This window comes from Aquiflexum balticum DSM 16537 (assembly GCF_900176595.1).
GTDB lineage: Bacteria > Bacteroidota > Bacteroidia > Cytophagales > Cyclobacteriaceae > Aquiflexum > Aquiflexum balticum.
The window spans coordinates 4,136,184-4,158,566 of sequence record NZ_LT838813.1; the positions used below are offsets into that span (position 1 = coordinate 4,136,184).

The 22,383-nt window shown below is 40.2% G+C and carries 20 protein-coding genes and 1 tRNA gene; 9 read left to right on the forward strand and 12 right to left on the reverse strand.

The window, feature by feature from the left end; translation table 11 throughout:
* Positions 1-10 precede the first annotated feature (10 nt).
* From B9A52_RS17475 to B9A52_RS17490, 4 genes are all read left to right on the forward strand, one after another.
* Positions 11-3,700, forward strand: a complete 3,690-nt coding sequence (locus tag B9A52_RS17475) for an RHS repeat domain-containing protein (protein ID WP_084121692.1) — start codon at positions 11-13, stop codon at positions 3,698-3,700.
* A gap of 11 nt (positions 3,701-3,711) precedes the next feature.
* Positions 3,712-6,123 (forward strand): DUF6443 domain-containing protein, encoded by a 2,412-nt coding sequence (locus B9A52_RS17480; RefSeq protein WP_084121693.1) that lies wholly within the window; start codon positions 3,712-3,714, stop codon positions 6,121-6,123.
* A gap of 62 nt (positions 6,124-6,185) precedes the next feature.
* A complete protein-coding gene (locus B9A52_RS17485) occupies positions 6,186-7,862 on the forward strand; it encodes an RHS repeat domain-containing protein (RefSeq protein WP_172805236.1) in 1,677 nt (558 codons plus the stop codon).
* Position 7,863: 1 nt separating this feature from the next.
* Entirely contained in the window at positions 7,864-8,292 is a 429-nt protein-coding gene (locus B9A52_RS17490; RefSeq protein WP_157370208.1) for a hypothetical protein, read from the forward strand.
* Positions 8,293-8,334: 42 nt separating this feature from the next.
* Here the strand turns inward: B9A52_RS17490 and B9A52_RS17495 are convergent, their stop codons facing one another.
* A complete protein-coding gene (locus tag B9A52_RS17495; RefSeq protein WP_231955294.1) occupies positions 8,335-8,583 on the reverse strand; it encodes an XRE family transcriptional regulator in 249 nt (82 codons plus the stop codon).
* A 275-nt stretch (positions 8,584-8,858) separates the two neighbouring features.
* On the opposite strand from B9A52_RS17495, the gene B9A52_RS17500 reads away from it, so the two are divergent.
* Entirely contained in the window at positions 8,859-10,235 is a 1,377-nt protein-coding gene (locus B9A52_RS17500) for a hypothetical protein (protein ID WP_084121695.1), read from the forward strand.
* Between the two features lie 173 nt (positions 10,236-10,408).
* Here B9A52_RS17500 and B9A52_RS17505 read toward each other — a convergent pair whose 3' ends face one another.
* Both B9A52_RS17505 and B9A52_RS17510 read right to left on the reverse strand, forming a co-directional pair.
* Positions 10,409-11,635, reverse strand: a complete 1,227-nt coding sequence (locus B9A52_RS17505; RefSeq protein WP_084121696.1) for a site-specific integrase — start codon at positions 11,633-11,635, stop codon at positions 10,409-10,411.
* 370 nt (positions 11,636-12,005) lie between these two features.
* Positions 12,006-12,094: transfer RNA gene (locus tag B9A52_RS17510), tRNA-Ser, on the reverse strand.
* Positions 12,095-12,671: 577 nt separating this feature from the next.
* Between B9A52_RS17510 and B9A52_RS17515 the strand changes: the two genes are divergently transcribed.
* The 3 genes from B9A52_RS17515 to B9A52_RS17525 all read left to right on the forward strand — a co-directional run bounded on the left by B9A52_RS17515 (position 12,672) and on the right by B9A52_RS17525 (position 14,998).
* Positions 12,672-12,950 carry a hypothetical protein gene (locus B9A52_RS17515; protein WP_084121697.1) on the forward strand — a complete coding sequence of 93 codons (279 nt, stop codon included), beginning with the start codon at positions 12,672-12,674 and terminating at the stop codon, positions 12,948-12,950.
* Between the two features lie 251 nt (positions 12,951-13,201).
* Positions 13,202-14,521, forward strand: coding sequence for a PAS domain-containing protein (locus B9A52_RS17520; protein WP_084121698.1), 1,320 nt, complete (start codon positions 13,202-13,204; stop codon positions 14,519-14,521).
* 63 nt (positions 14,522-14,584) lie between these two features.
* Positions 14,585-14,998 (forward strand): LytR/AlgR family response regulator transcription factor, encoded by a 414-nt coding sequence (locus B9A52_RS17525; RefSeq protein WP_084121699.1) that lies wholly within the window; start codon positions 14,585-14,587, stop codon positions 14,996-14,998.
* Between the two features lie 10 nt (positions 14,999-15,008).
* On the opposite strand, the gene B9A52_RS17530 is transcribed toward B9A52_RS17525, so the two are convergent.
* Complete coding sequence (locus tag B9A52_RS17530) at positions 15,009-16,232, reverse strand: S-adenosylmethionine:tRNA ribosyltransferase-isomerase (protein ID WP_084121700.1); 1,224 nt, start codon at positions 16,230-16,232, stop codon at positions 15,009-15,011.
* Between the two features lie 48 nt (positions 16,233-16,280).
* Between B9A52_RS17530 and B9A52_RS17535 the strand changes: the two genes are divergently transcribed.
* Entirely contained in the window at positions 16,281-17,378 is a 1,098-nt protein-coding gene (locus B9A52_RS17535) for an o-succinylbenzoate synthase (protein ID WP_084121701.1), read from the forward strand.
* A gap of 63 nt (positions 17,379-17,441) precedes the next feature.
* On the opposite strand, the gene B9A52_RS17540 is transcribed toward B9A52_RS17535, so the two are convergent.
* From B9A52_RS17540 to B9A52_RS17575, 8 genes are all read right to left on the reverse strand, one after another.
* Positions 17,442-17,633, reverse strand: coding sequence for a cold-shock protein (locus B9A52_RS17540; protein ID WP_010608636.1), 192 nt, complete (start codon positions 17,631-17,633; stop codon positions 17,442-17,444).
* A 158-nt stretch (positions 17,634-17,791) separates the two neighbouring features.
* On the reverse strand, positions 17,792-18,934 hold the full coding sequence (locus B9A52_RS17545) for a lactonase family protein (RefSeq protein WP_084121702.1): 1,143 nt from the start codon (positions 18,932-18,934) through the stop codon (positions 17,792-17,794).
* A 1-nt stretch (position 18,935) separates the two neighbouring features.
* On the reverse strand, positions 18,936-19,334 hold the full coding sequence (mnhG, locus tag B9A52_RS17550; RefSeq protein WP_084121703.1) for a monovalent cation/H(+) antiporter subunit G: 399 nt from the start codon (positions 19,332-19,334) through the stop codon (positions 18,936-18,938).
* Positions 19,331-19,603: a cation:proton antiporter gene (locus B9A52_RS17555; protein ID WP_084121704.1), complete on the reverse strand. Its 273-nt coding sequence runs from the start codon at positions 19,601-19,603 to the stop codon at positions 19,331-19,333. Before B9A52_RS17555 ends, mnhG begins: the two co-directional genes overlap by 4 nt.
* Positions 19,600-20,079 carry a Na+/H+ antiporter subunit E gene (locus B9A52_RS17560; RefSeq protein ID WP_084121705.1) on the reverse strand — a complete coding sequence of 160 codons (480 nt, stop codon included), beginning with the start codon at positions 20,077-20,079 and terminating at the stop codon, positions 19,600-19,602. The genes B9A52_RS17555 and B9A52_RS17560 overlap by 4 nt, the downstream gene beginning before the upstream one ends.
* Entirely contained in the window at positions 20,076-21,599 is a 1,524-nt protein-coding gene (locus tag B9A52_RS17565; protein ID WP_084121706.1) for a proton-conducting transporter transmembrane domain-containing protein, read from the reverse strand. The genes B9A52_RS17560 and B9A52_RS17565 overlap by 4 nt, the downstream gene beginning before the upstream one ends.
* Positions 21,596-21,949: a Na+/H+ antiporter subunit C gene (locus tag B9A52_RS17570; RefSeq protein ID WP_084121707.1), complete on the reverse strand. Its 354-nt coding sequence runs from the start codon at positions 21,947-21,949 to the stop codon at positions 21,596-21,598. Before B9A52_RS17570 ends, B9A52_RS17565 begins: the two co-directional genes overlap by 4 nt.
* Before the next feature lies 1 nt (position 21,950).
* On the reverse strand, positions 21,951-22,361 hold the full coding sequence (locus tag B9A52_RS17575; protein ID WP_084121708.1) for a Na+/H+ antiporter subunit B: 411 nt from the start codon (positions 22,359-22,361) through the stop codon (positions 21,951-21,953).
* Between the last annotated feature and the right edge of the window lie 22 nt (positions 22,362-22,383).

Genomic DNA, 22,383 nt, shown 5'->3' on the forward strand with positions numbered 1-22,383 from the left:
AAAGGCTGAAATGTTTGATTTTAATTGTTTATTGTTGTTGGAATTGAGATCTGGAAGAAAGCCGGATTGGATCAATAGGGGTAAGGTTTTATTCTTTACCTTCATGTTTGGTATTTTTTGGCAGATTTCCTTGGGTCAGACAGGAACTTACAGTAAACCAAATTTCATTCCTCCGAGCCCTGAAGCTTCATCAATGTTTAAATTTATAGACATACCTGTCAGTAAAGCAACAGGAGTTCCGAATATTTCGATTCCCATATATGAGATCAAACTAAGTGATTTATCCGTTCCGATTTCCATCCACTACAATTCTTCGGGAATCAGGGCTGATGAAATTTCAGGAAGTATTGGCTTGGGTTGGACTCTGAGTGCCGGGGGAATGATTTCTGCAACTGTCAACGGAACAAATGACATGGGCGGCATTGGCTATCTTAATGCCCCTGTATTCCCTGAAGATAGAGAGTTGTCCCCACAATCGTATTTGCAACCTAATTTTACAATATTTAAAAATTCCGATTACCAGTTGCTGACTGAGTTAACAGGTCAGCAGGTCTATGTCGTATCCAACGGAGTGGTTACATCTACTCCCCCGCAACAACAATTTGACACCCAACCTGATCTGTTTTACTACAGCTACCCCGGTGGAAGCGGTAAGTTCTTTTTTTCAAAAAATGGAAACGCCCATACTATACCATTTTCGCCTATTGGAATCACTACAAGTCCAGATTTTGTCATTGAAGATGGTGATGGTGTGAAATATTCATTTGAACAGGTTGAAATTGTAAATGTCACATCTTTGGGATTCACAAACCAACCGGTATTTGGTTCAATAAATTCAACAGTTCAAAATTTTGTTTATCATTTGAGTAAGATAGAAACACCTGGTGGAAATGTCGTTGAATATCAATATGATGATGTTACTTATAATTATAAAGGAAGGACAGAATTTACGAGGTACAAAAAATTGGGAAACGTTGATGGGACTTTCCCATCTTCTGCAGAGACGAGAATTGAGACCGGACATAAGGTCTTTGGGAAAAACCTGAGAAAAATCCTTGTGAATGGAAGGTTGATTGTTGAGTTTATGTACGAATCCTGTAACAGGATCGATCTTGATAAAGCACAAGGAGAAACCGGTAACTTCGCAATCGATAAGATAAAAATATATAAAGGAGAAGTTGAAGAAATATTCGATTTTGAATATGGATATTTCAATTTCACTTCTTCAAATTATTGTGGGATATCTCCGAATTCCAACCAGTATAGGCTTAAATTAAATTCCGTACAGCGGTCTGAAGAAGGGCCTTATACTTTTACTTATTTTGGAAATAACTATTTGCCAAACAGAGATATATTCGAAACCGATCATTGGGGTTATTACTCTACTTCCGGCGGAAAATTTGCAATAGATGAGACAGGTTTTTTTCTTGGAGGACACTCTAAAGATCCAGATCTCAACACCACTAAAATTGGTGTAATTGAAAAAATTGTTTATCCGACAAAAGGGCTTTCCGAATTTTATTATGAGTTGAATCAGGCTCGGGATACTTTGGAGACGTTTGGTGTTAATTTGATAAATAAGTCTTTAGGTATATATTACGATCCGTCAGCTGGTGTACAAATGGAGAATTTCACCCTCACAACACCTAAATCGGTAACTGTTATGTACAATACCACAACAGCTCCGGTACAGGCAAACCTCAGGTTTGATGTTACACTTACAGGTCCTAATGGATATTGGAGACAATTCCAGTCTGTGTCAGGAAATGATTTAACTTCGGTTTCATTACAGGCAGGTAATTATACATTGACAGTGGATCAGGTTGGTTTTTTTGAGGAGGGTTATGTGAATTTGTTTTGGGTGGAACAGGAGTTTAATTACTCAACAACAATCGGGAATTTTCAATTGGGAGGCTTAAGAGTCAAGGAAATCAGACATTTGGACAAAGAAGGAGGCAGTATCGAAAATCAGTCATTCTTTGACTATACGATAAAGGATAACCCTTCCGTTTCTAGCGGAAAGATAGCTAACAAGCCCAGGTATTTTTATTCTATTGATAAGATAATAAGGGGTTTAAACCAAACTGGTAGCGGGCTTCTTGATAAAGAAGCATCGTACCATGTGCAATCCTCTTCTGCTGTATTGCCGATGGCTGGCTTAAATGGATATCACGTGCTTTACACAGAAGTTACGCAATCTAATTCTTCCGGTAAGGATATTGGTTTTGTTTTTTCCAAATTCAGCTTCGTAAACGATTTAAAGGCCTATGTTACTTTTCCTGCGGTGGCACCGATTAGCTTTAATTGGATGCGGGGATTACTTCTTTTAGAGGAAATTTATGCCAAAAATCCCACAAATAATTCATACCGAATTATCCAAAGGACCGAAAATGAGTATCAACATTTGTATACCGATAGATCAGCCTCAAATTTCTCGGAGAATTTTGCCCACTATACACCCCCGGCCCAATTGAATGAAAACCATGCTCTCGGCCTTTCAATAGAATTGATAGCACCTGAATGGCTGTATCAAACTTCGCCCGCGGGCTCTGGTTACCTGCCGGCAATATTTAGGGTTTCATCATTTAAACAAATTTCTTCATGGACAAAATTCACTAAATCCACAACAACGGAATTTGACGCACTTCAAAATCCGATATTTCAAAAAACAACTGAATATTTCTATGACAATCCAAATCATGCCCAAACAACAAGAGTAGTCAGTTCTTCGAGTGATGGTGCTACTTTCACCGATTACATGTTGTATCCTCATGACTATTCGGGAGGGAGTTCAGCTTTGAACGATATGAGGTCAAACGGACTATTTGCTTTGCCGGTTGAACAGGTCCGCATGGTTGCCCGGGGGAGTCAAAGTTTTATCGTGGGAGGTAATCTCAATGAATATAAAACCGGGGGTAAAGGGTTGTTGGACAAGGTTTTCGTTTTGTCTCCGGGCACTGCTGTTCCCTTAAGCCAGTTTAAATTTTCAAATACATCAATGGGAAATCTCCCGGGATTTTCTTCAGGAGGAAATTATTCCAAAGACAATAAATATTTCCAGAAAATTCTGTTTGAGAATTATGACACAAAAGGAAACCCCGGGAAATATCAAGAGACATCCGGAAACCCTGTTAGGATTCGTTGGGACAATACATTTAACAATGTTTATGGGATATGTAAGGGCTGCTCTCCTGATTTCTTTGCATTTACTTCTTTCGAAGATGATGTTAAAGGAGGATGGACTTATAGTGGAAGTACAACGACAAGTCACTCCAAGGCAGGAAACAGGGGATATAATTTATCGGGTGGTGCGGTTTCCATTTCTTCGATACCAACGGGTAGTGACAAGTTTAAAGTAGGGTTTTGGGCCAGGACATCCGGTACTAACCCTTCTCTTTCAATTGGGGGTACTCCGACAACTGTTACCTCTACCTGGCAATGGTTGGAAAAGGAAATAACTTCTTCCAGCCTTAGTATTTCGGGAATCAATGTGATTATCGACGAACTTAGGTTACATCCCGTTTCTGCGGAGGTTGAAACATATACGTATACCCAACTCAAAAAAATCGCGAGTACAACTGATTCCAGAGGGTATGTTACGATATACGAATATGACCAAATAGGCCGATTGAAAACAGTTAAAGACGAAGACGGAAACATTTTGGAACATTACGAATATAATTACGCTACTGGTAACTAACTATTTTTGAGATGAGACACTATCTGTTTACCTCCCTTTTTCTGTTTTTGGTTTGCATTGAGTTTTCATTAAGCCAGACTACTGAGAACTTTGTCAAGACCTACCGTGCCCGGACAGGAACAACTTCGATTGCTACTGTAACAGGTGGAACCTCTAGCCAGTCCTATAAAACTTTTACTTACTATGACGGTCTTGGCAGGCCAAAACAGACTGTAGGTAGGCAGTCTACAATCAGTGGAAAGGACCTGATCACCCCCATTGATTATGATGTATTTGGCCGTGAGGAAAAAGAGTACCTGCCCTATTTTGAAAGTTCAGGTACCCAAGACGGTAGGTTTCGGTCCAATGGATTTACGATGCATTCTAGCCGGACCGGCTCAATATACGGAGATAGCTACGGCTATTCTCAAAAGTTGTATGAACCTTCCCCACTGAACAGAGTGGACAAGCAGGCATCACCTGGGAATGCCTGGAGAATGGGATCAGACAAAGAAGTAAAATTCAGCAGAAGATCCAACACCTCGGGAGAAGGAGTTAGGATCTTCACTGTGAACAGTTCCGGGTTTCCGGTCACTTCGGCTGCTTACGGGAACAACCAGCTGTGGGTTGAAATCACCCGGGATGAAGACGACAAAACAACCGTGCAGTATACGGACAAACTGGGAAGGGTAATCCTCAAAAAGGTCCAGGATACCGCCACTCCTACGGGAAACGGACATTCTGGCTGGCTTTGTACCTATTATGTGTACGATGATCTGGGGCAGCTCCGGGTTGTGATCCCGCCCCAGGCCACCAGGATCATGTTTACCAAGGGATGGAACCTTTCAACAAACGCAACGCTGGCAAATGCGCAGTACTTCAGGTATTTCTATGATGAAAGAGGCAGATTGTCCGAAAAGTACATTCCTGAAAAGGTTGTGGAATATTACCTTTATGATACCCAGGACAGGCTGGTGGGTTTTCAGGACGGTAATCTTAGGGGTTCCAATAAATGGCTTTACACGATGTATGATGGATTGGGAAGGGTGGTCATGACAGGACTGACAACAGTTCCTCCCACTACCACCTTCGCTTCCCTGAAGGCTACCCTGAACAGTGCCGGAACCAACAATGCAACCATTAAAGCTAATACGGCAAAGATCAAGACAGGGACTTCAATCACCTCTCCCAAGTACGACGGCTATCAGGAGTATGTGGCATCAAGTTCCATTATCCTCCAGAGCGGTTTCACTGTGAAGGCGACCGGAAACCAATCCTTTACCGCCAGGATCGGCACGCTTCCGGAATCCGGGGCGACCGGGGCATGGCCAACCGAGGAGGGGGAGATCCTGACGGTCAACTATTATGACACTTATCAATATCTCACCGGCTTTTCTTATGCCAATCCAGGCCCGCCCTTTGATGCTTCAGCTACCACAAGAGTACACGGCCTTCAGACAGGCAAAAAGGTAAAGAATCTGGAGACCGGTGAGTTTTATACCGGTGCGTTCTACTATGACAACAAAGGCAGGCTAATACAGACCCTGGGGCAGCACCAGGCAGGAGGTACAACTCGTGCTTCCACAGCCTATAACTTTGAAGGCCAACCGACCCATAGCCTGACCACCAATTCGCTGTCATCCAATTACACGGTTCTGCGCACCTATAACTACAATGTGACCGGCCGGTTGGCTGCCATTACCCATCAAGTCGGGAGCGGAACTTCGAAGACCATTGTGCAATACACCTATGACGATCTGGGCCGCCGAACGGCCAAGACCTTCCCCGAGGTAGCATTTAATGCCAATCAGACCAGCACTTACAATATCAGGGGCTGGCTGACAGGATTGGGAACAGGATATTCAGGGATCTTCCAGCAGACCCTGTATTACAATACAGGGGCGACAGCGAACAGGTTCAACGGAAACATTGCCAGGATATCATGGACAGGAGGACAGGAGAGCACCCCGATAACACGTACCTATAACTACAGCTATGACAATGCGAATAGGATCACCGCCGCAACATTTACTTCGGCAACAAGTGGGGAAAACAACCGCTACAATCTGAGCGGGATCCTTTATGATGACAACGGGAATATCAGGACAATGACCCGCCGGGGCGAAAGGGCAGCTGGCAACTATAATGTTGTCGATTTACTGGCTTATAATTATGCGACCAATACAACCTTTGGGGATATTTATTCGAACAGACTGCTTAGTGTGACAGACGGAGAATCTTCCAATACATATACCTCCAAAGACTTTAAGCCCAACATCGGTGCATCTGGAAATTATCTCTACGACAACAACGGGAACCAAAGGGTCAACAAGGACAAACGTATTTCGGAGATCAAATTCAACCACCTGAACCTGCCCGAGAAGATAAGTTTCACCACGGGGGCAAGATCAGGCTCGCATACGATGCGGAGGGCAACAAACTGACGCAGAAGGTATATAACAGCAGCGGATCTCTGACGAAGGCACAGGATTACATCGGGGAAGTGGTGCTTGTGGACGGCGCTTTGGATTACCTGGTGCATGAGGAGGGGAGGATAGTATCCGAACCGGATGGTCTCCATAGTGAATTTTACGTAAAGGACCATCTTGGGAATGTGCGACAGGTACTGCGCAGCCCGAATATTCAGACCTTTATGGCCACCATGGAGATTCAGAATGCGGAAACTGAAGAGGTGGATTTTTCCATGGTATCGGCATCCAGACAGACAGAACCTGAGCATAATGTGACCGAAGGCGGCAACGAGGTTGCCTGGCTGAATGCAGACCGGGGGAGAATGTTAGGACCCGGAAGGACCCAGGAAATCTATGCGGGTGACAGTCTGAAGCTACAGGTGCATGGCAAATATGTGGACGACAAGAATCAAAAGGCGAATGCGGGGAGCTTTATGGCAGTGGGGGGCGTGAAAAGACTGGTGGCGGACCTGAACGAACTGGCGCTGTTCACCCAAAATGCCGGCGGTGCAAATCCGATAGCATTATTTAACCTGGCTGATATCCTGGGCAAGGATCTCCAGAAAAGAGAGGCCCCGGAGGCATATCTGATATATGCACTCTACGACCGGGACAGCAACCGCTACGAAGTAGGAAAGAAAGTCCTGAGTAAAAATGCAGCAAACCAGCATGAAGTCTTGGAAGAGAATATGTATATTTCGAAAGACGGATATATGGAGACCTTTGTGGTAAACGAAACCTCGGAGGATGTCTGGTTTGACAATATGATGGTGATGAGTGTGAGTTCGGCCATCGTGCAGGAAACACATTATGACCCTTGGGGATTGGAACTGACAGGGATCGGGTACGAGTATGCCGGAGTGAAGAAGAATAAGTACCTCTTCAACGGGAAAGAACTGATCGAGGACAACGGCCTTCAGTACTACGACTACGGGGCGAGGATGTATGATCCGGCGATAGGGAGATGGGGAATTGTTGACCCCTTGGCGGATCAGTTCCAAAGTTGGTCTCCGTACTCTTTCTCTTTTAATAACCCTCTTCGTTTCATTGATCCAGACGGAAGGGCACCTTGGGATGTGATCATAAAAGGTTCGGAAAGTCAAGCAGCTTTTAATGAATTGCAATCCTCAGTACAAGGACAGCTTAACTTATCAATGGATGCAAATGGGAAAGTAAGCTATACCCAAGTTGGAGAAGGCAAGCTTTCTAATGATGCTCAACAATTAACCAATGCAATAGATAACAGTTCTATCGTAGTTAATGTTAACGCAGAAAACACAACAACAACATCATCCGGCGATTTATACATTGGCGGTGCTTTTGCCGGGAATACTGTTACAAAGGGAGCAGACGGTAATATAGTTGTTGCCGAACAGGAAGTAAATCCAGGCGTTTTAGGGAAGATGAGTACGGCTCACGGAAAACCGGGGGCCGATATGTTACACGAAGTTACAGAAGCTTACCAGGGTGGATTGATATCACAGAAGCAAGGAACTTCTTCTCCCGCATCGAATAAGGCCGGCTCTGTATATCCGAGGGCACACGGCAGAGCCACAAAACAGTCGGGTTCTATTTTTGAAAGAATATATGATGCATCAGGCAAAGAGATGAAAATGGCTCCGTCAGGCGGTTATCCAGCAGGAGTAAAAAGTGCTGATTGGTATGTTAAAGACAAAAAGGGTAATAAAGTTGTCATCCAAAAAGTACAATAATATGAAAGCCATTGTATTTATATATTCTTTATTTATGCTGCTTTCTTGTTCAGGCTCAAAAGGCTTGAATCAAGATAGAAATGATGATTCAAAGTACCTTATTAAAAAGATAAGGGCTATGAACTCTTGGCATATTATATATGCAGAGAAACAAGGCAGTCTCTACAAAATAGTTGTCGGTAAAGCAGATGAAGTAAGGGGTGATTGTGATGAAAAGATAGCTGTAGGGGAATATTATGATCTAGAATTAAAGTCAAGAAGGGATAACGCACCAGTAATTAATGGGGTTAAGTTAAAGCCTATGAATTATCTTGATGTAGAATGCTATGCATATGATGAGGAAACAGAGATCTGTATCGAACCCAAAAAGGGGATATTAGATTTATACTATACAGATGATCTAATAGGATTATGCTACTTAAGAAAATAGAGCCCTGAACTCAAAAAACCGGCCTGGCCGGTTTTTTTCCATTTATAGCGCAGCAACATTTTTCTGGAAGAAGTCTTTAAACTTTTTGTTGGTGAGCATCTTGTCGATCAGCTTGAATATGGTCTGTCTGTCCTCTTCCTCCAATTGCTGGATAAGCCTGAGCTGTTCGACGGCTGTCTTGTCCTCGATGACGACCTCGGATGGGATATCCCCGTCATATGCGAGTATCTGGTCGGTAGTCATGTTGAAGAGCTGTGATGCCTTGTAGAGTTCATCCACGGTGATTGCCATGGTTCAAAATTTGGGTGAATTTTGGCTTTGGCCTCAGGTTAACGTAAATACTTTTTTCTATCCCAATGAATTTGTAATTCACATTATGGTTAACTATCTTCCATTTGAGCTAACGGTTGTCTAGTCCAATAGCATCATGATTTCTATCATGGATTACATTATTGAAAGGATAATAGGGTAGAATTGAATAACTATCACCATCGGTATCCACTAAATATTATCATTTAAGGAATGAATAATACCCTATAAACTGTACTTTTTAAAAAATAAAATGAATGAAAATAAAGACTATTTGCTTTTTTATTTTGGTCTGCTTGTTTTGGGCTGAAGCTCAGGCACAAAAATTACCAACTCTTCCCTCCAAAAGTGGATTGACAACCAGCATACCCAAACTGCCCGCCAAACCTGAAATCCCTTATCTGGAAGAACTCAGACAGATCCAGTCATTGAAGAAGACCTATGATTCTCTCCGGAATGAATTGAGAGAGTTGAAAGAAATCACTGCTGACAGCACCCAAAGGGACAGTCTCTTTACCCTGGCAAAGGATAGAAGCAAACAGGTGCTGGAACAGGAAAGCAAAACACTGGAAAGCCTGATAGCAAGTGAGGATATTCCAGGGGAGGAAATCAGGCATGCAGCTAAATCTACTCTGGAAAGGGTAAATGAATCCAAGGCAAGGATTGCAGATATCAAAGATGTTGATGAACTGGAATCTCTCGTGGACCTGAACAATGAAAACCTCAAAGCACTCACCAATGAATGGCTGATGCCCAAGGTAGAAGAACAGCTTACAGGCGTAGTGAAGGAAGGATTGGATCCGACAAATGCATCCCGATATCTATCAGGACTGGACTTCTATGGAAAGGATGCCCTGGAAGAGCTGACCAAAAAAGGCCTGCCATCAGAAATCCCTTTTGAACAGGCCAAGGAATTTGCAAAAGAGAAGGCAGGTCATATTTCCAACGAATATATCCAAAAGGCAGGAAAGGATTTTTCAAAGTTGCAAATTGATTCTCTGGGAAACATTAAAACCATTCCACCCGAGTTGAAAAACAAAAAGAAAGCATTTTTTGAACCAAACGAACTAAAAGGTGTTCCGACAGTCCAACGGATCGGAACAATGCTGTGGTATGACCCGTTGACCTCTTTCGGGGATGGATTGCTGCTGGACTTTGGGCTTGCTTATTCCTTCACGCAGCAGGTCAGTTTGTTGGGAGGAGTGACATGGAAAAAGCTATTTGACGATGAGGAAACACTCAGAAGAGAAGGGATAGGCGGATTTACCGGATTACGCATTGCCAAAGGAAACTGGTTTGCACAGGGAACGGTTAACCGTAACCGGGTTACCATTTCTCATCCTGCAGGCTATGAGTCCTTGGATTTTGCGGGGAAAGCCTGGGCATTCAGTTTTGCGTTGGGAAGGACCATCCCGATGGGCAAAACCGTCCGGTCCGTTGTGATCGGTTCCATTGACCCCTTCTTTGACAAGCAGACGAGTCTGTACAAAAACAGGTTTCAGTTGAAGATCGGCTTCGAGATCGGATCATTCAATAAAATCAAAAAGGAAGTAAAGGAATTGATTCCTGCGGATGGATTGGAAGAAAAGGGTAATGAGAAGGTACAGTATTATTTGAAGGATATTGGGAAATGATGGTGACACAGGAAGGAATTCAAAAAAATAGCTGCACAGAGTAATTTGATTTACGATTTCAGCACTCCCTGTTTTTGGATTAGGACCATTCGGGTCTTTAAATATATGCATCTGATTATCAAAAAGAGAGTTCTTGAGATACTTCACTGGCAATGCTTGGAATTTCTTTATATTTAAACATTTTTTTTATTCATCATTTCCCTAAGTCTTTGCATATCCTTACTGATCTTGATATCCAGGATTTTTGCATAATGCTGGGTCTGCTTGAGGGATTTGTGGCCGAGCATTTTAGAGACCGTTTCGATAGGTACACCGTTGCCCAGCGTAATTGTAGTCGCAAATGTGTGCCTGGCGATATGAAATGTCAACTGTTTGTTGATGCCACAGACATCAGCGATTTCCTTCAAATAGGAATTCATTTTCTGGTTGCTCAAAACCGGTAATATATATCCTTTATTCTCACAATATGGATGGTCCTTATATTTTTTGATAATTGACAGGGCCTGTGGGAGTAAAGGAAGCCTTGTTGGGGTTTCTGTTTTTTGCCTTTGGGTAAATATCCATTGTTCACCATCTATACCCAGTTTAATCTGTTCCTTTTTCAGGTTTTTGACATCTATATAGGCAAGTCCGGTATAGCAGCAAAAAAGAAATATATCCCTGACCTGTGATAATCTTTCAATACCAAAAACCTTTTTTCGGATACTGTTCAATTCTTCGTTACTCAATACCTCCCTGACAACTTCCTTTTTCACCATTTTGTATCCAAGAAACGGATCCCTGATCAGCCATCCTTTTTTGACACAGGAGAGAACAATCTTTTTGAAATTTGACAGATATTTTACCGTAGTATTGTGGCTGCAATTCCTGACAGTTTTCAACCAGAATTCATAGTCTGAAATGAATTCATAATTGAGTTGGTGGATTTCAATGTCATCTTTTTGGAATTTCCATTGAATGAATGACCTGGTATGGTCCAAAGATGTTCTGTACCGCTGAAGGGTCCCCGCAGCGAAGCCTTTTCCTACGAGAGCTTTTAGCTGTTCATTGTGTGCCTGAAAGACCTCCAATATTTGTTTCCGATCCTCAGTTTTCCCAAGTAGTACATTTTTGATGTTTTCTGCAGTCACATCTTTGTTGTTGTCCATCAGGACTATCTTGGCCTGTAGGATTTTCATTTGAAAAGAATCCAGAAAGGCATTTAGTTGCCTTACATCTTCTTTATTTCCCATTGCCCTTCCTTGTCCTTGATTCCACTTGTGAACTTCACAGACTCTTTTTGTGGAGATCTCCCTTGAATCACCGTCTACGGTCACTCTTGCGTAAATATACTTCTCCGGTTTCTTACTGTTTTTGGTTGTTTTTAGAAAAAACATCAATCCAAAGCTTTTGTCCAGCATAATGTAGTTTTTAATTGGTTTAATAAATGTCGAAAAACAGGCAAACCAATACAAGATGTTCAGCTATTGAACATGTTGTTTTTCAGTAGTTTAAACCACCTAAAAAGCGTCTTTTTTTTGAAACCAAAGGACGCCACGAATGACGCTCTAGAATTTTGGGCATTTTTGAAAAATTTGGTGGTTTTCGCACCAAAAACAAAAAGCCCACAGTTTGCGGACTGTAGGCTTTTTATCAATAAAATTATGTGAAATTGGTTGAAAATGTGCTTAAAATCGCTTTAAATCCACTTTTTCAATTTCTCGGCTCATTTCGTTCAAATCTGGAAAATCTTTAATTCTTCAAATTTGAACGTTTTGTAAGCCATTTTCGCAGAGAGTGGGGGATTCGAACCCCCGGTACGCTTTGACACGTACGACAGTTTAGCAAACTGCTGGTTTAAGCCACTCACCCAACTCTCTATTATTTATTTCTGTCCGTACGACAGTTTATCCGCCGCGGCGGATGGTTTAAGCCACTCACCCAACTCTCTATTATTTATTTCTGTCCGTACGACAGTTTATCCGCCGCGGCGGATGGTTTATACCACTCACCCAACTCTCTATTATTTATTTCTGTCCGTACGACAGTTTACCCCGATAGCTATCGGGATGGTTTAAGCCACTCACCCAACTCTCTATTCAAACTGCTAAAGTGTTGCAAATATAAATGAATAATCATTACATAAACAAAATTGAAGACCCAATATATCTATGATTTTGGGGGATAAACAGGGATTTAATTTTAAGCGTCTGGAATTCAAGTATTAAAAATATCCCAAGTATCTCTTCATGTTTTTAATTAACCGATTTTTATAACAGACAATTGGCATGGGAATTTTTATGAAATAATGGAAAAAATACCCTGTTCACGGTATTTTCTTAGCAAAGCTTAATGTGTATCTTTCCGTCTCCAAAAGATCAAGGGAACTTACTCCATTAAGGACGTTCAGTTTAACTTGTTCTTAATATTCTACTTTAATTATTTAACTTTAATCTCATGATTATCAACTCTTTATATGGTACAATTTCTGTGGTTTCAGGTGGGCCGGACCAAGATAAGTTAAGAATCAAATCCTCTAAAAAAGAAACTTTAATGCGGATGTTTGATGAGAAGCGGATAGGCCATTATGAATCAGTTGAATACCCTTATTATGTGGAAATGTGTAAGCAGGAGTTTGCGCATACTTTAATAGTCCTGGTCAAGGATATTAATTATCCTGATTTTCATGTGGAATTAGGGGAGATGGAAATTTTCAAAAATAAGGTGTTTGCTTAAAATTTTATTTGTACCAAACCATTATTGAAATTATTTCTTGTTTCAAACTTTTTGTATCTGGAATTATTGAAAATGCATTTTGAATCTTTAAAGTGAAATTATGTAATTTCTCTTAAACTATTGTGGATCAATTTTTTATGCTTCCCTTAATTTTTTTTACCCAAAATACATATATTGCACACCCGTTTATAATTTGAAAGGAAAAGGATAAGCATTTATTCCCCCATCACCCAAGGAATTCAATAATACAGATGATTCAGTTAAGAGATATAGAAGTAATGCTTCCTTTATATTTAAGGGAATCTTCAAACCTGTTGGTAATTGTCGTTGATCTCGAAGGATGTCACTTATACTCCAATTCTCTTTTTTCTGAATTTTTTAAAATTACATCAGATGAACTTTCAGACCTTTCCTTTTTTGATTTGGTCAGGGATAATGAGAAAAATGAATTTCAGGAAATCCTTGGAAAAACAATTGAGGCTCCAAATAAGGTTTTTGGATTTATTCAAAAACACCGCATGCAAAAATTGAATTGGGAATATTCAGTTTTCAATAATGAAGAGGGGGACTTTTTAGGGGTTTTGGGAATAGCTACATTACAGGATGAAACTGAAATTATCATCGGAACAGAGAGTATTAAGCTGAATCCAAAAACCGACATTGCATTTCAACTCAATTCAGATTGGGAGATTCAATCGGCGAATATGGTCGCCGAGGATTTTTTTGGTAAAAAAATCAATGACTTGCTGAATCAAAAAATCTGGCAGGTATTTCAGCATCCCAAAATATATGAATATGCCTTGGAATTCAAAAAGGCTAAAGAAACGAATTGTTCTGTAACTTTTGATGATTATAATCCTGAATCTGATACCTGGCATCAAGTGATTATTCATCCCAAGAATGATTGTCTTGACATTTATTTCAAAGATATTTCTCCAATACAGGGATTGGCAAGCAAAAAAAATCTGATGAAATCAACATTGGATGCCATACTGGTAAATGCGGATGAAAGCTTTTTTATGATGAATAAAGAATTGAAAATCAAAGGTTTCAATGCGCAGGCGTCTGAGTTGGTTATGACAGTTTTTAACAAGGTCTTGAAAGAAAATGATAAATTCATCAATTTTCTTTTACCGGGCACAGAGGAAATTTTTTTAATGAAAATAGAAGAGATTTTTTCAGGAAGTATCGTTTCATTTGAAGAGAAAGTAGAATTTCAATCTGTTGAAAAAAGAAGACTTTTTCGGCACACTTTTATACCTGTATCTGATGAAAACAAAAAAGTGGTATGTATCATCTACAGAGTAAAGGATATCCAAGTGGAAAAAGATAACCTCAGCAAATCCATCCAAAATAATGAATTGCTTAGGAATATAATCTATAATCAAAACAATGTACTTAGATCTCCATTGTCCTCCATTCTAGGTTTACTGGATTTGATTGACGACAAGCAGTTGGATGAAGATAACCAAAAATATTTTTCTTATCTAAAGCCACTTGCTGAGGAATTGGATAAAGTGATCAGGGATAATACCAAAAAGATGAACCAATCAGATTCATTTCTGGATTGAATATCTTTTAAACAATAATCATTTCTCTATGTTATTTTGTCGTAAGTCAAAATTATCAAGGAAATGAAAGAAGTACTGAAGGAGAATAATTCAGATTGGAGCCAAAATGAAAGTTCACTCAATGGAAATGTTGGGGATTTTTTGATCAAAGATGGTTTGTTTATCAGGAATAAAGGGAATTTGATAAAAGTGAAGTGGATTGATATTCTTTGGCTTAAAGGAGATGGGAATTACACCACTTTGGTAACAAGAACTCAGGTTTATTCGCTCAGAAATATTTTGAAAGAGTTTGAAGCTGTTTTGCCGAATGGTGATTTTTTCAGAATCCATAAAAGTTATATTGTCCGATTGGATGAAATCAAAAGCATCAATCCCAGGGAAGTTGCCGTAGGAAGTGATACCGTCCCTGTAGGAAGAACTTATTTTCAGGATCTTATGAATGGTATCAAAAAACTCGGATCGTCAAGTCCTGATTGAGGCTATTGTTTCACCCATTCCAAATCAGACTTGAATCGCCATAGCTCAAAAATCTGTAATCATTCTGCATAGCTTCCTCGTAAATACTTCTCCAATCTCCTTTGGTAAAAGCTGCTACCAATAATACCAATGTTGAGGAAGGTTGGTGAAAGTTGGTAATAAGCCCATCACAGACCCTAAATTGATAACCGGGCATAATGAATATCTCGGTTGAGCCGGTGATTTCATGGATATTTTTTTCTTCCATATAATGCAATACAGCCTGAAAACTTTCAGATCTTGAGGGTAATTGATCATAATCGGCGTAAGGATACAATTTGGGAATGATAAATTTTTCTTCCTTTTCCAAAAGCAATTTGGTTCCATACCAATAAATACTCTCAAGAGTTCTCATAGATGTAGTTCCCACGGCAATTATCTTATCCTGATGTTTTACAAGGTTGCTTATAGTTTTTAAATCAATAATGACCTGTTCACTGTGCATCGGGTGTTCAGAAACGGATTCATCTTTGATAGGCTGAAATGTTCCGGCGCTGACATGCAGTGTAACAAACTCCTCCTTTACTTCCTTTTTCTGAAGTTTTTCAAGTATTTCCTCCGTAAAATGCAGTCCTGCCGTAGGGGCTGCTACTGCCCCTTCCTTTTTAGAGTACACAGTCTGATATCTTGGTCGGTCCTCATCTGTTGCCTTTCTATTTAAATAGGGCGGAAGGGGGACTTCACCGGCCGCCTCGACTATGGATACGAATGGAATGTTTTCACCGTTCCAATCAAATTTGACAGTTTTCTTTTCTTTGTCGACAATACTTGCGCTAATGATAATTGCTTCGCCATTTATTAGAACCTGCCCCTGTAGAATTTCATGATCTTTCCATTTTTTTAGATTGCCTATCATGGTTTCCCAGATTACCGATCCGGTATTCAGCATTATTTCGCTGATAATGGTAGTAGGTTCAATGGGTTTGAGCAGAAAAATTTCGATTTTGGCACCAGTTTCCCTTTGGAAAATCAATCTTGCCGGGATAACCTTTGTATTGTTGAACACCAACATGCTTCCGGTTTGGATCAATTCCGGCAGATCAAAAAACTGATGATGGGAAATTTCTCCTTTATTGTATTGTATTAATTTGGACTCATCTCTTTTTTCCAAAGGGAATTTTGCTATTCTTTCCTCAGGTAGGGTATATTCGTAATCCGATAATTTGATTTCTTGAATGTTTTTGACTGATTCCATAAGGAAAATAATTAGGGGTATTTCAACAAGGATGCAAATATAAACCGAATGACAGAAGTTTTAAAGAATATACAGTTTACTTGTTTTCCTTATCATCTCCATTTCAGATTTGATGCGGGAACCTCAAGAGGGGTTTTAAAAGATAAAATGATTTATCTGATAAAGGCTTCTATTGAAGGTAATCCTGATATTTCGGGTTGGGGAGAAGCGGCACCATTGCCAAATCTCAGTATAGATGATATCCCCGATATTGCATCCCAAATCTCTGTTTATTGCAGAAATTTTTCAGGATTGTCACTTCCGTCCAATGAATCGGCTATGCTGCAGTGGGTATCAGAAAATATTCCCGATCAGCTTCCCAGTGTTAAATTTGCGTTTGAAACAGCTTTATTGGATTTGTTGAACGGAGGAAATAAAAAGATTTTCGACACCGCTTTTTTTTCAGGCCTCAAAAGTATTCCCATAAATGGATTGATTTGGATGGGGGGCAAGGAGTTTATGCTGGAGCAAATAGACCAAAAACTGGAAGAAGGCTATGAATGTCTCAAATTGAAGATAGGAGCGATTGATTTTTACCAGGAATGTGAATTGCTTTCTTATATCCGTCAAAAGTATGACGCTTCCCAAATAACGCTCAGGGTTGATGCCAATGGTGCCTTTACGCCTGAGGAGTCTTTGAATAAGTTGAAGGTTCTCTCTAGGTTTGATCTGCACAGTATTGAGCAACCCATCAAACAGGGGCAATTGAACGAGATGGCAGTCTTGTGCCGGCAAACTCCTTTCCCTATCGCATTGGACGAAGAATTGATAGGTATCCATGGCATAGAAAGTAAAAAGAAACTACTGGAATTTATAAGACCACAATTTATCATTTTGAAACCCACCTTAATTGGTGGAATTGTCAGCAGTAGGGAATGGATAAATCTTGCAGAAACTATGGGTATTGGATGGTGGATTACCTCTGCCCTGGAAAGCAATATCGGTTTGAACGCCATTGCGCAATTCACTTCGACCTATTCAGTAACAATGCCTCAGGGATTGGGGACGGGACAACTGTATAAAAATAATTTTGAATCACCCCTGACAATTACAAATGGGCATTTGGAATATAAGGTGGAAAAATCGGCTTGGAAAACCGAATTGTAGGCAATAAAAAAAACCCCGAAATAATTCGGGGCTTCTCAATTTTAGATGTCAATGCTTTATAGATTATACTACTTTTACATTCACAGCGTTCAGGCCTTTTCTTCCTTCTTTGAGGTCGAAAGTAACTTCGTCATCTTCTCTGATTTCGTCGATCAAACCTGTGATGTGAACGAAATACTCTTTTGAAGATTCATTGTCAATAATAAAACCGAATCCTTTGGACTCATTAAAAAATTTAACTTTTCCTGTGTTCATGATAAATTGTAATTGAATTAATAATGCCCAAAGGTAAGGATAGTTTTAATATATAAAACTATCGTACTGAAATAATTTCAAAGTATTTTGTCCCTTAAGCAGAAAATTATTTTAAATCATAGCGGATTTCGGAACTATTCTTTCTGTTTTTTCTGAATTCAATTTAGCCCAAAAAAGTAAACAGGTTTATTGAAGGATACCTCCAAGGTGGTTTTTGAAAGTTTCCCTGTTTTTTGATCCCTTTCGAATACTACAATATTTCCTGATCCCTGGTTTGCTGCTACAAGGTATTCACCGTCTTTGGTGATTGTAAAATTACGGGGTGTTTCTCCACCTGTGGCCACTCTTTCCACAAAGGTTACAGTTCCATCACTTTCGATGGCAAAAACACTAATGTCATTGGCATCTCCCCGATTGGAAGCATACACAAATTTTCCGTCCGGGGAAATCCGTACTTCAGCTGCACCAACATTGCCGATAAACCCTTCCCCGGTCAGCGGTAAGGCCTGTTTTTTAGCCATTTTACCATCATCATAGGAATATACACCCAATTCTGCACTCATTTCATGAATCAAATAAACCGTCTTTCCGTCAGGATGTACAGCCAAATGTCTGGGACCTGAACCTGGATTTACTTCAATATATGGCTGAGAAGCTGGGTTGAAAGGTACCCCATAAGTAGGGTTAAAATCATAAATAAAGATTTTGTCCGCACCAAGATCACCTACGAGCAGCTGCTCGCCATCGGGATGAAATACGACACTATGCACATGTGGCTTGTCCTGCCTGCCGGAGACAACGCTCTGACCTTCATGATTGACGGTCTGTACATGTTCCAGCATGCCATTGTTAATCTTATAAGCTGAAAAATTTCCTCCTGAATAATTGGCCACCACCAAAAATTCTTCTTTTGGATCAAGTGCCAAATAACATGGAGAACCCCCGAAAGAATCTTTGGTATCAAGCAACTCCAAACTATTGTTTTGCCTGTCAAATTTGAACGATTTCACTTTACCACCATTAGCTCCGCCGGATTCTTCCACTGAAAAAACCAAAGTTTGCGCCCTGTTGCTGATCACAAAAGAGGGGTTTTTAACATCCGGAGCTATGACTTTGGCTGCTATAATATTTTCATCCGGATTGAAATTCAAAAACCCGATTCCTTCCTTTTCAGAATCTGTGTATGCACCCAGCAGAAATTCATATTTTCTTTCCATTTTTACTTCTGATGGAGTCTCATCACATGAATTGGTCATAAGCAAGGCCATTAATAGAATTAGCGATAGTCTGATTTTTTTCATTTTATGAAGGTTTATCTGTTTTTTCAGGTCTGACCGATGTATTGCGTTTTTCGCTGTGAAGTTTATGTGTTTCAGGATCATATTGACCAGCCAGATCATCAATTTTTGTTCCGCCCCAAATGGGTGTTTTCGTGAAATAAGCAGCTCTTGCGAGCATATGTGATCCTATGGGTACAGTCAAAAATACAAATAAGATTACAGCAATTACCCTTGTGGTCACAGAATATTCATTGAAAAAAATGGCTGTTGCCAATAGAATCAGGCCAACCCCTAAAGTTGAAGCTTTTGAAGTTACCGATATCCTTAGATAGACATCAGGCTTTCTAAGCATGGCCAAAGAAGTAGAGAAGATAAACAACACTCCGATGGTGGATGAAATCATAATTAAAATATCTCTCATTTTCTTTCTCTTTTTTCCAGGTAAAAGGCATAAGCTGTGGTACTCAAAAAGGCAATCAAAGCAAATAACATGGCTATATCCAAGAATGTACTTTGATTAAAGGTGATGCTGTAGACAGCAATGATACATATTGAAATCAAAATGAGCATATCCAAGGCAATTACCCGGTCTGCCAAACTAGGACCTTTTACAAATCGGATAAAGACCAAAATCACCGATATCCCCAATAGAGGAATGATTATAAAGTGGAAATATTCCTGTAAACTCATTTTAAAATCTCCAATAAACGTTTCTCAAACTTATTTTTCACTTCGTCAATAAAGTCTTGTTTGTTACTTACATGCATCACATGAACATACATTACCTTTTTATCATCAGAAATATCCATCACCAAGGTTCCAGGGGTGACCGAAACCATAATGGCCAAAATGGTGATTTCCAAGTCTGATTCTACCGTTAGGGGAACCTTTACCACGGCTGGCTTTAATTTTGACTTGGCATAGAGAGATTCTTTCACAGTAACCAGATTTGTTTTGATGATTTCCCAAAACATAAACAAAAAAAATGAAACCAATTTGGGAAGAATAGTGAAATACTTTCTGTCCTGTTTATTGATGGTGATAACATACAGGATGCCAAAACTGATCAGAAATCCGAAGATGAAATTCTCCTCCGCCAGGGTTCCGGTGGCCATTACCCAAATTATTGCCAAAATGAGGTTATTCAAAAACATTGATTTGGTCATGGCAGTACGGTTTTGATTCCCAGAATAGTTTCAATATACTTTTGCGGATTCATCAGGTCAGCCGCAATTTTCTCCGAAAGCACATAAATATTTTCAGCTGCAAAACCAATATACAGAGATACGATTGAAAGGAATATGATCGGAATGATTACCAAAATTTGATTCGTTTTTGACAATTGGTTGAAATATAGTCCTGATGCTTTTACAGGAAGGTTTACTGCATTTTTCCAAAACACCTCCGCCCATATTTTGGCTACTACCCATAAGGTAAGAAAACTTCCCAAAACAATAAAGGCTATCAGAAAGTAATCTTCTGACGCAAGCCCGCCCTGTATCAGGAATATTTTGGGCCAGAATCCGGAGAGGGGCGGAATGCCCACCAATGAAAACAAAGGGATGGATAATAAGATGGAAAGTAGCGGGTAACTTTTATACATTCCACCCAATTTGGTAATATCCTGGGTGCCGTTTATTTTCAATACCAACCCGGCCATCATAAACAGATTTGTTTTGACAATGATGTCATGGAATAGATAAAAAACCGTCCCTAAGATGGCGACTTCAGTGAACATACCCAGACCTGCAATCATAAAACCAATATGACAAATGATCAGGTAACCAAAGGCTTTGCTCAGATTTTTCTGTAACAAGGCTCCTAAGCCGCCTGATAAAATCGTGAGCGCAGCAATAATAGTAAGGATTATTCCCAGGAACTCATCACCCCCAAACATTAGGGTAAACGTCCTTAAAAGCGCATAAACTCCCAGTTTTGTCAATAGTCCCCCGAAAATGGCCGAAACAGCAGGAGGTGGCGTATGGTAGGAGGCAGGTAACCAAAAATACATTGGAAATATTGCAGATTTAATACCAAAGGCTACCAAAAAAATGCCCGCAGTGACATTGATAAGACCACGGTTACTGATTGCACTAAGTTTAACAGCAACATCTGCAAAATTAAGTGAACCTGTAAGTCCATAAACAAAACCAATTCCTATCAAAAAGAGTGAAGAGGCAAGCAGATTTAAGGATACATATTTGATGGCCCCTTCCAATTGGGATTTGGTACTCCCCAGGGTCAGCAATACGAAAGAGGCAATGATGACAACTTCAAACCATACGTACAAATTGAACATATCTCCAGCCAAAAAAGCCCCGCAAAGACCCATGATAAGAAAATGTATGATCGGGAAGAACCCGAACTTTAGCCTTTCTTCTCTCATAGTGCCGACAGAAAACATTGATACTGCCAGCCCGGATATTGAAGCTATCAAAACCAATGTCGCACTCAACAAGTCGGATACAAAACTGATTCCAAAAGGCGCATCCCAATTGCCTGCATAGGTAAATTGGATGCCTTCTGTCCAAGTCAGCATAAACAACCAAATGCCCAAGCCAAGACTGATAACGGAAAACAATATGCTCAGCACTTTCTGCAAATGGATTTTGGTCCAGAAAAACAATAAAACCGTTCCAGCAAATAATTGAAAAAGAATCGGAGCGATTACCAGAATATTATTCATATCTCTTCATCGGTTGAGTTGAGCTCATCGAGATCATCTGTTTCGAGCACTTTATACACACTTTTTATAAGAATGATGGCAAAGGACTGTAGACCAAAACCGATCACAATAGCAGTAAGGATAACTGCCTGAGGCAAAGGGTCTGCATACAGATCAGCGAACATCTTCATGCCATCTTCAATCACCGGAGGATGCCCCTTTACCAGCCTTCCCAAAAGAAAAATCAAAAGGTTGGCACCATTGCCCAATAGTATCAATCCGATGATGATTTTAAACATACTTCTTCTCAAAAGCATGTATAAACCTCCTGCATGCAATAAACCTATGATAATGATCAATAATATCTCCATATCAAACTGTTTCGGTGATGGAAAACATGATGGTTAATGTAGCCCCGATAACTACCAGGTAGACACCGATATCAAATACCAATGCACTTCCGAGCATACCTATAAATCTCATTGGCTCAGGGTACCAAAGTCCCGTGAGAAATGGCTCATTGATAAACCAAGGTGCAATGCCAGCCAGGAAAGTCAGCATCAGTCCTATGGGCATCAGAGTCATGGGATTGATTCTGATAATATTGCGTGTCTCTTTGAGCCCATGGGCAAAGGAATGGATTAGAAAAGCAATTGAGGCCATCAGACCTCCGACGAACCCACCTCCAGGTTCATAGTGCCCTCTGAGCAACATGAAAAGGGAAAACAGTAAAAGCAGGGGTAAAAGATAATCGGATGCAGTTCTGAATAGGAGTGATTTCATCTCTATATTATTTATTTTTCAA

What these genes read in the sequence shown, in the direction of transcription:
- B9A52_RS17535 (WP_084121701.1), top strand. Translation starts at nt 16,281, where the DNA reads ATGACAGAAGTTTTAAAGAATATACAGTTTACTTGTTTTCCTTATCAT.
- B9A52_RS17490 (WP_157370208.1), top strand. Translation starts at nt 7,864, where the DNA reads ATGAAAGCCATTGTATTTATATATTCTTTATTTATGCTGCTTTCTTGT.
- B9A52_RS17480 (WP_084121693.1), top strand. Translation starts at nt 3,712, where the DNA reads ATGAGACACTATCTGTTTACCTCCCTTTTTCTGTTTTTGGTTTGCATT.
- B9A52_RS17540 (WP_010608636.1), bottom strand. Translation starts at nt 17,633, where the DNA reads ATGAACACAGGAAAAGTTAAATTTTTTAATGAGTCCAAAGGATTCGGT.
- B9A52_RS17565 (WP_084121706.1), bottom strand. Translation starts at nt 21,599, where the DNA reads ATGAATAATATTCTGGTAATCGCTCCGATTCTTTTTCAATTATTTGCT.
- B9A52_RS17570 (WP_084121707.1), bottom strand. Translation starts at nt 21,949, where the DNA reads ATGGAGATATTATTGATCATTATCATAGGTTTATTGCATGCAGGAGGT.
- B9A52_RS17575 (WP_084121708.1), bottom strand. Translation starts at nt 22,361, where the DNA reads ATGAAATCACTCCTATTCAGAACTGCATCCGATTATCTTTTACCCCTG.
- B9A52_RS17495 (WP_231955294.1), bottom strand. Translation starts at nt 8,583, where the DNA reads ATGGCAATCACCGTGGATGAACTCTACAAGGCATCACAGCTCTTCAAC.
- B9A52_RS17500 (WP_084121695.1), top strand. Translation starts at nt 8,859, where the DNA reads ATGAAAATAAAGACTATTTGCTTTTTTATTTTGGTCTGCTTGTTTTGG.
- B9A52_RS17475 (WP_084121692.1), top strand. Translation starts at nt 11, where the DNA reads ATGTTTGATTTTAATTGTTTATTGTTGTTGGAATTGAGATCTGGAAGA.
- B9A52_RS17545 (WP_084121702.1), bottom strand. Translation starts at nt 18,934, where the DNA reads ATGAAAAAAATCAGACTATCGCTAATTCTATTAATGGCCTTGCTTATG.
- B9A52_RS17525 (WP_084121699.1), top strand. Translation starts at nt 14,585, where the DNA reads ATGAAAGAAGTACTGAAGGAGAATAATTCAGATTGGAGCCAAAATGAA.
- B9A52_RS17520 (WP_084121698.1), top strand. Translation starts at nt 13,202, where the DNA reads ATGATTCAGTTAAGAGATATAGAAGTAATGCTTCCTTTATATTTAAGG.
- B9A52_RS17515 (WP_084121697.1), top strand. Translation starts at nt 12,672, where the DNA reads ATGATTATCAACTCTTTATATGGTACAATTTCTGTGGTTTCAGGTGGG.
- B9A52_RS17560 (WP_084121705.1), bottom strand. Translation starts at nt 20,079, where the DNA reads ATGACCAAATCAATGTTTTTGAATAACCTCATTTTGGCAATAATTTGG.
- B9A52_RS17505 (WP_084121696.1), bottom strand. Translation starts at nt 11,635, where the DNA reads ATGCTGGACAAAAGCTTTGGATTGATGTTTTTTCTAAAAACAACCAAA.
- mnhG (WP_084121703.1), bottom strand. Translation starts at nt 19,334, where the DNA reads ATGAGAGATATTTTAATTATGATTTCATCCACCATCGGAGTGTTGTTT.
- B9A52_RS17555 (WP_084121704.1), bottom strand. Translation starts at nt 19,603, where the DNA reads ATGAGTTTACAGGAATATTTCCACTTTATAATCATTCCTCTATTGGGG.
- B9A52_RS17530 (WP_084121700.1), bottom strand. Translation starts at nt 16,232, where the DNA reads ATGGAATCAGTCAAAAACATTCAAGAAATCAAATTATCGGATTACGAA.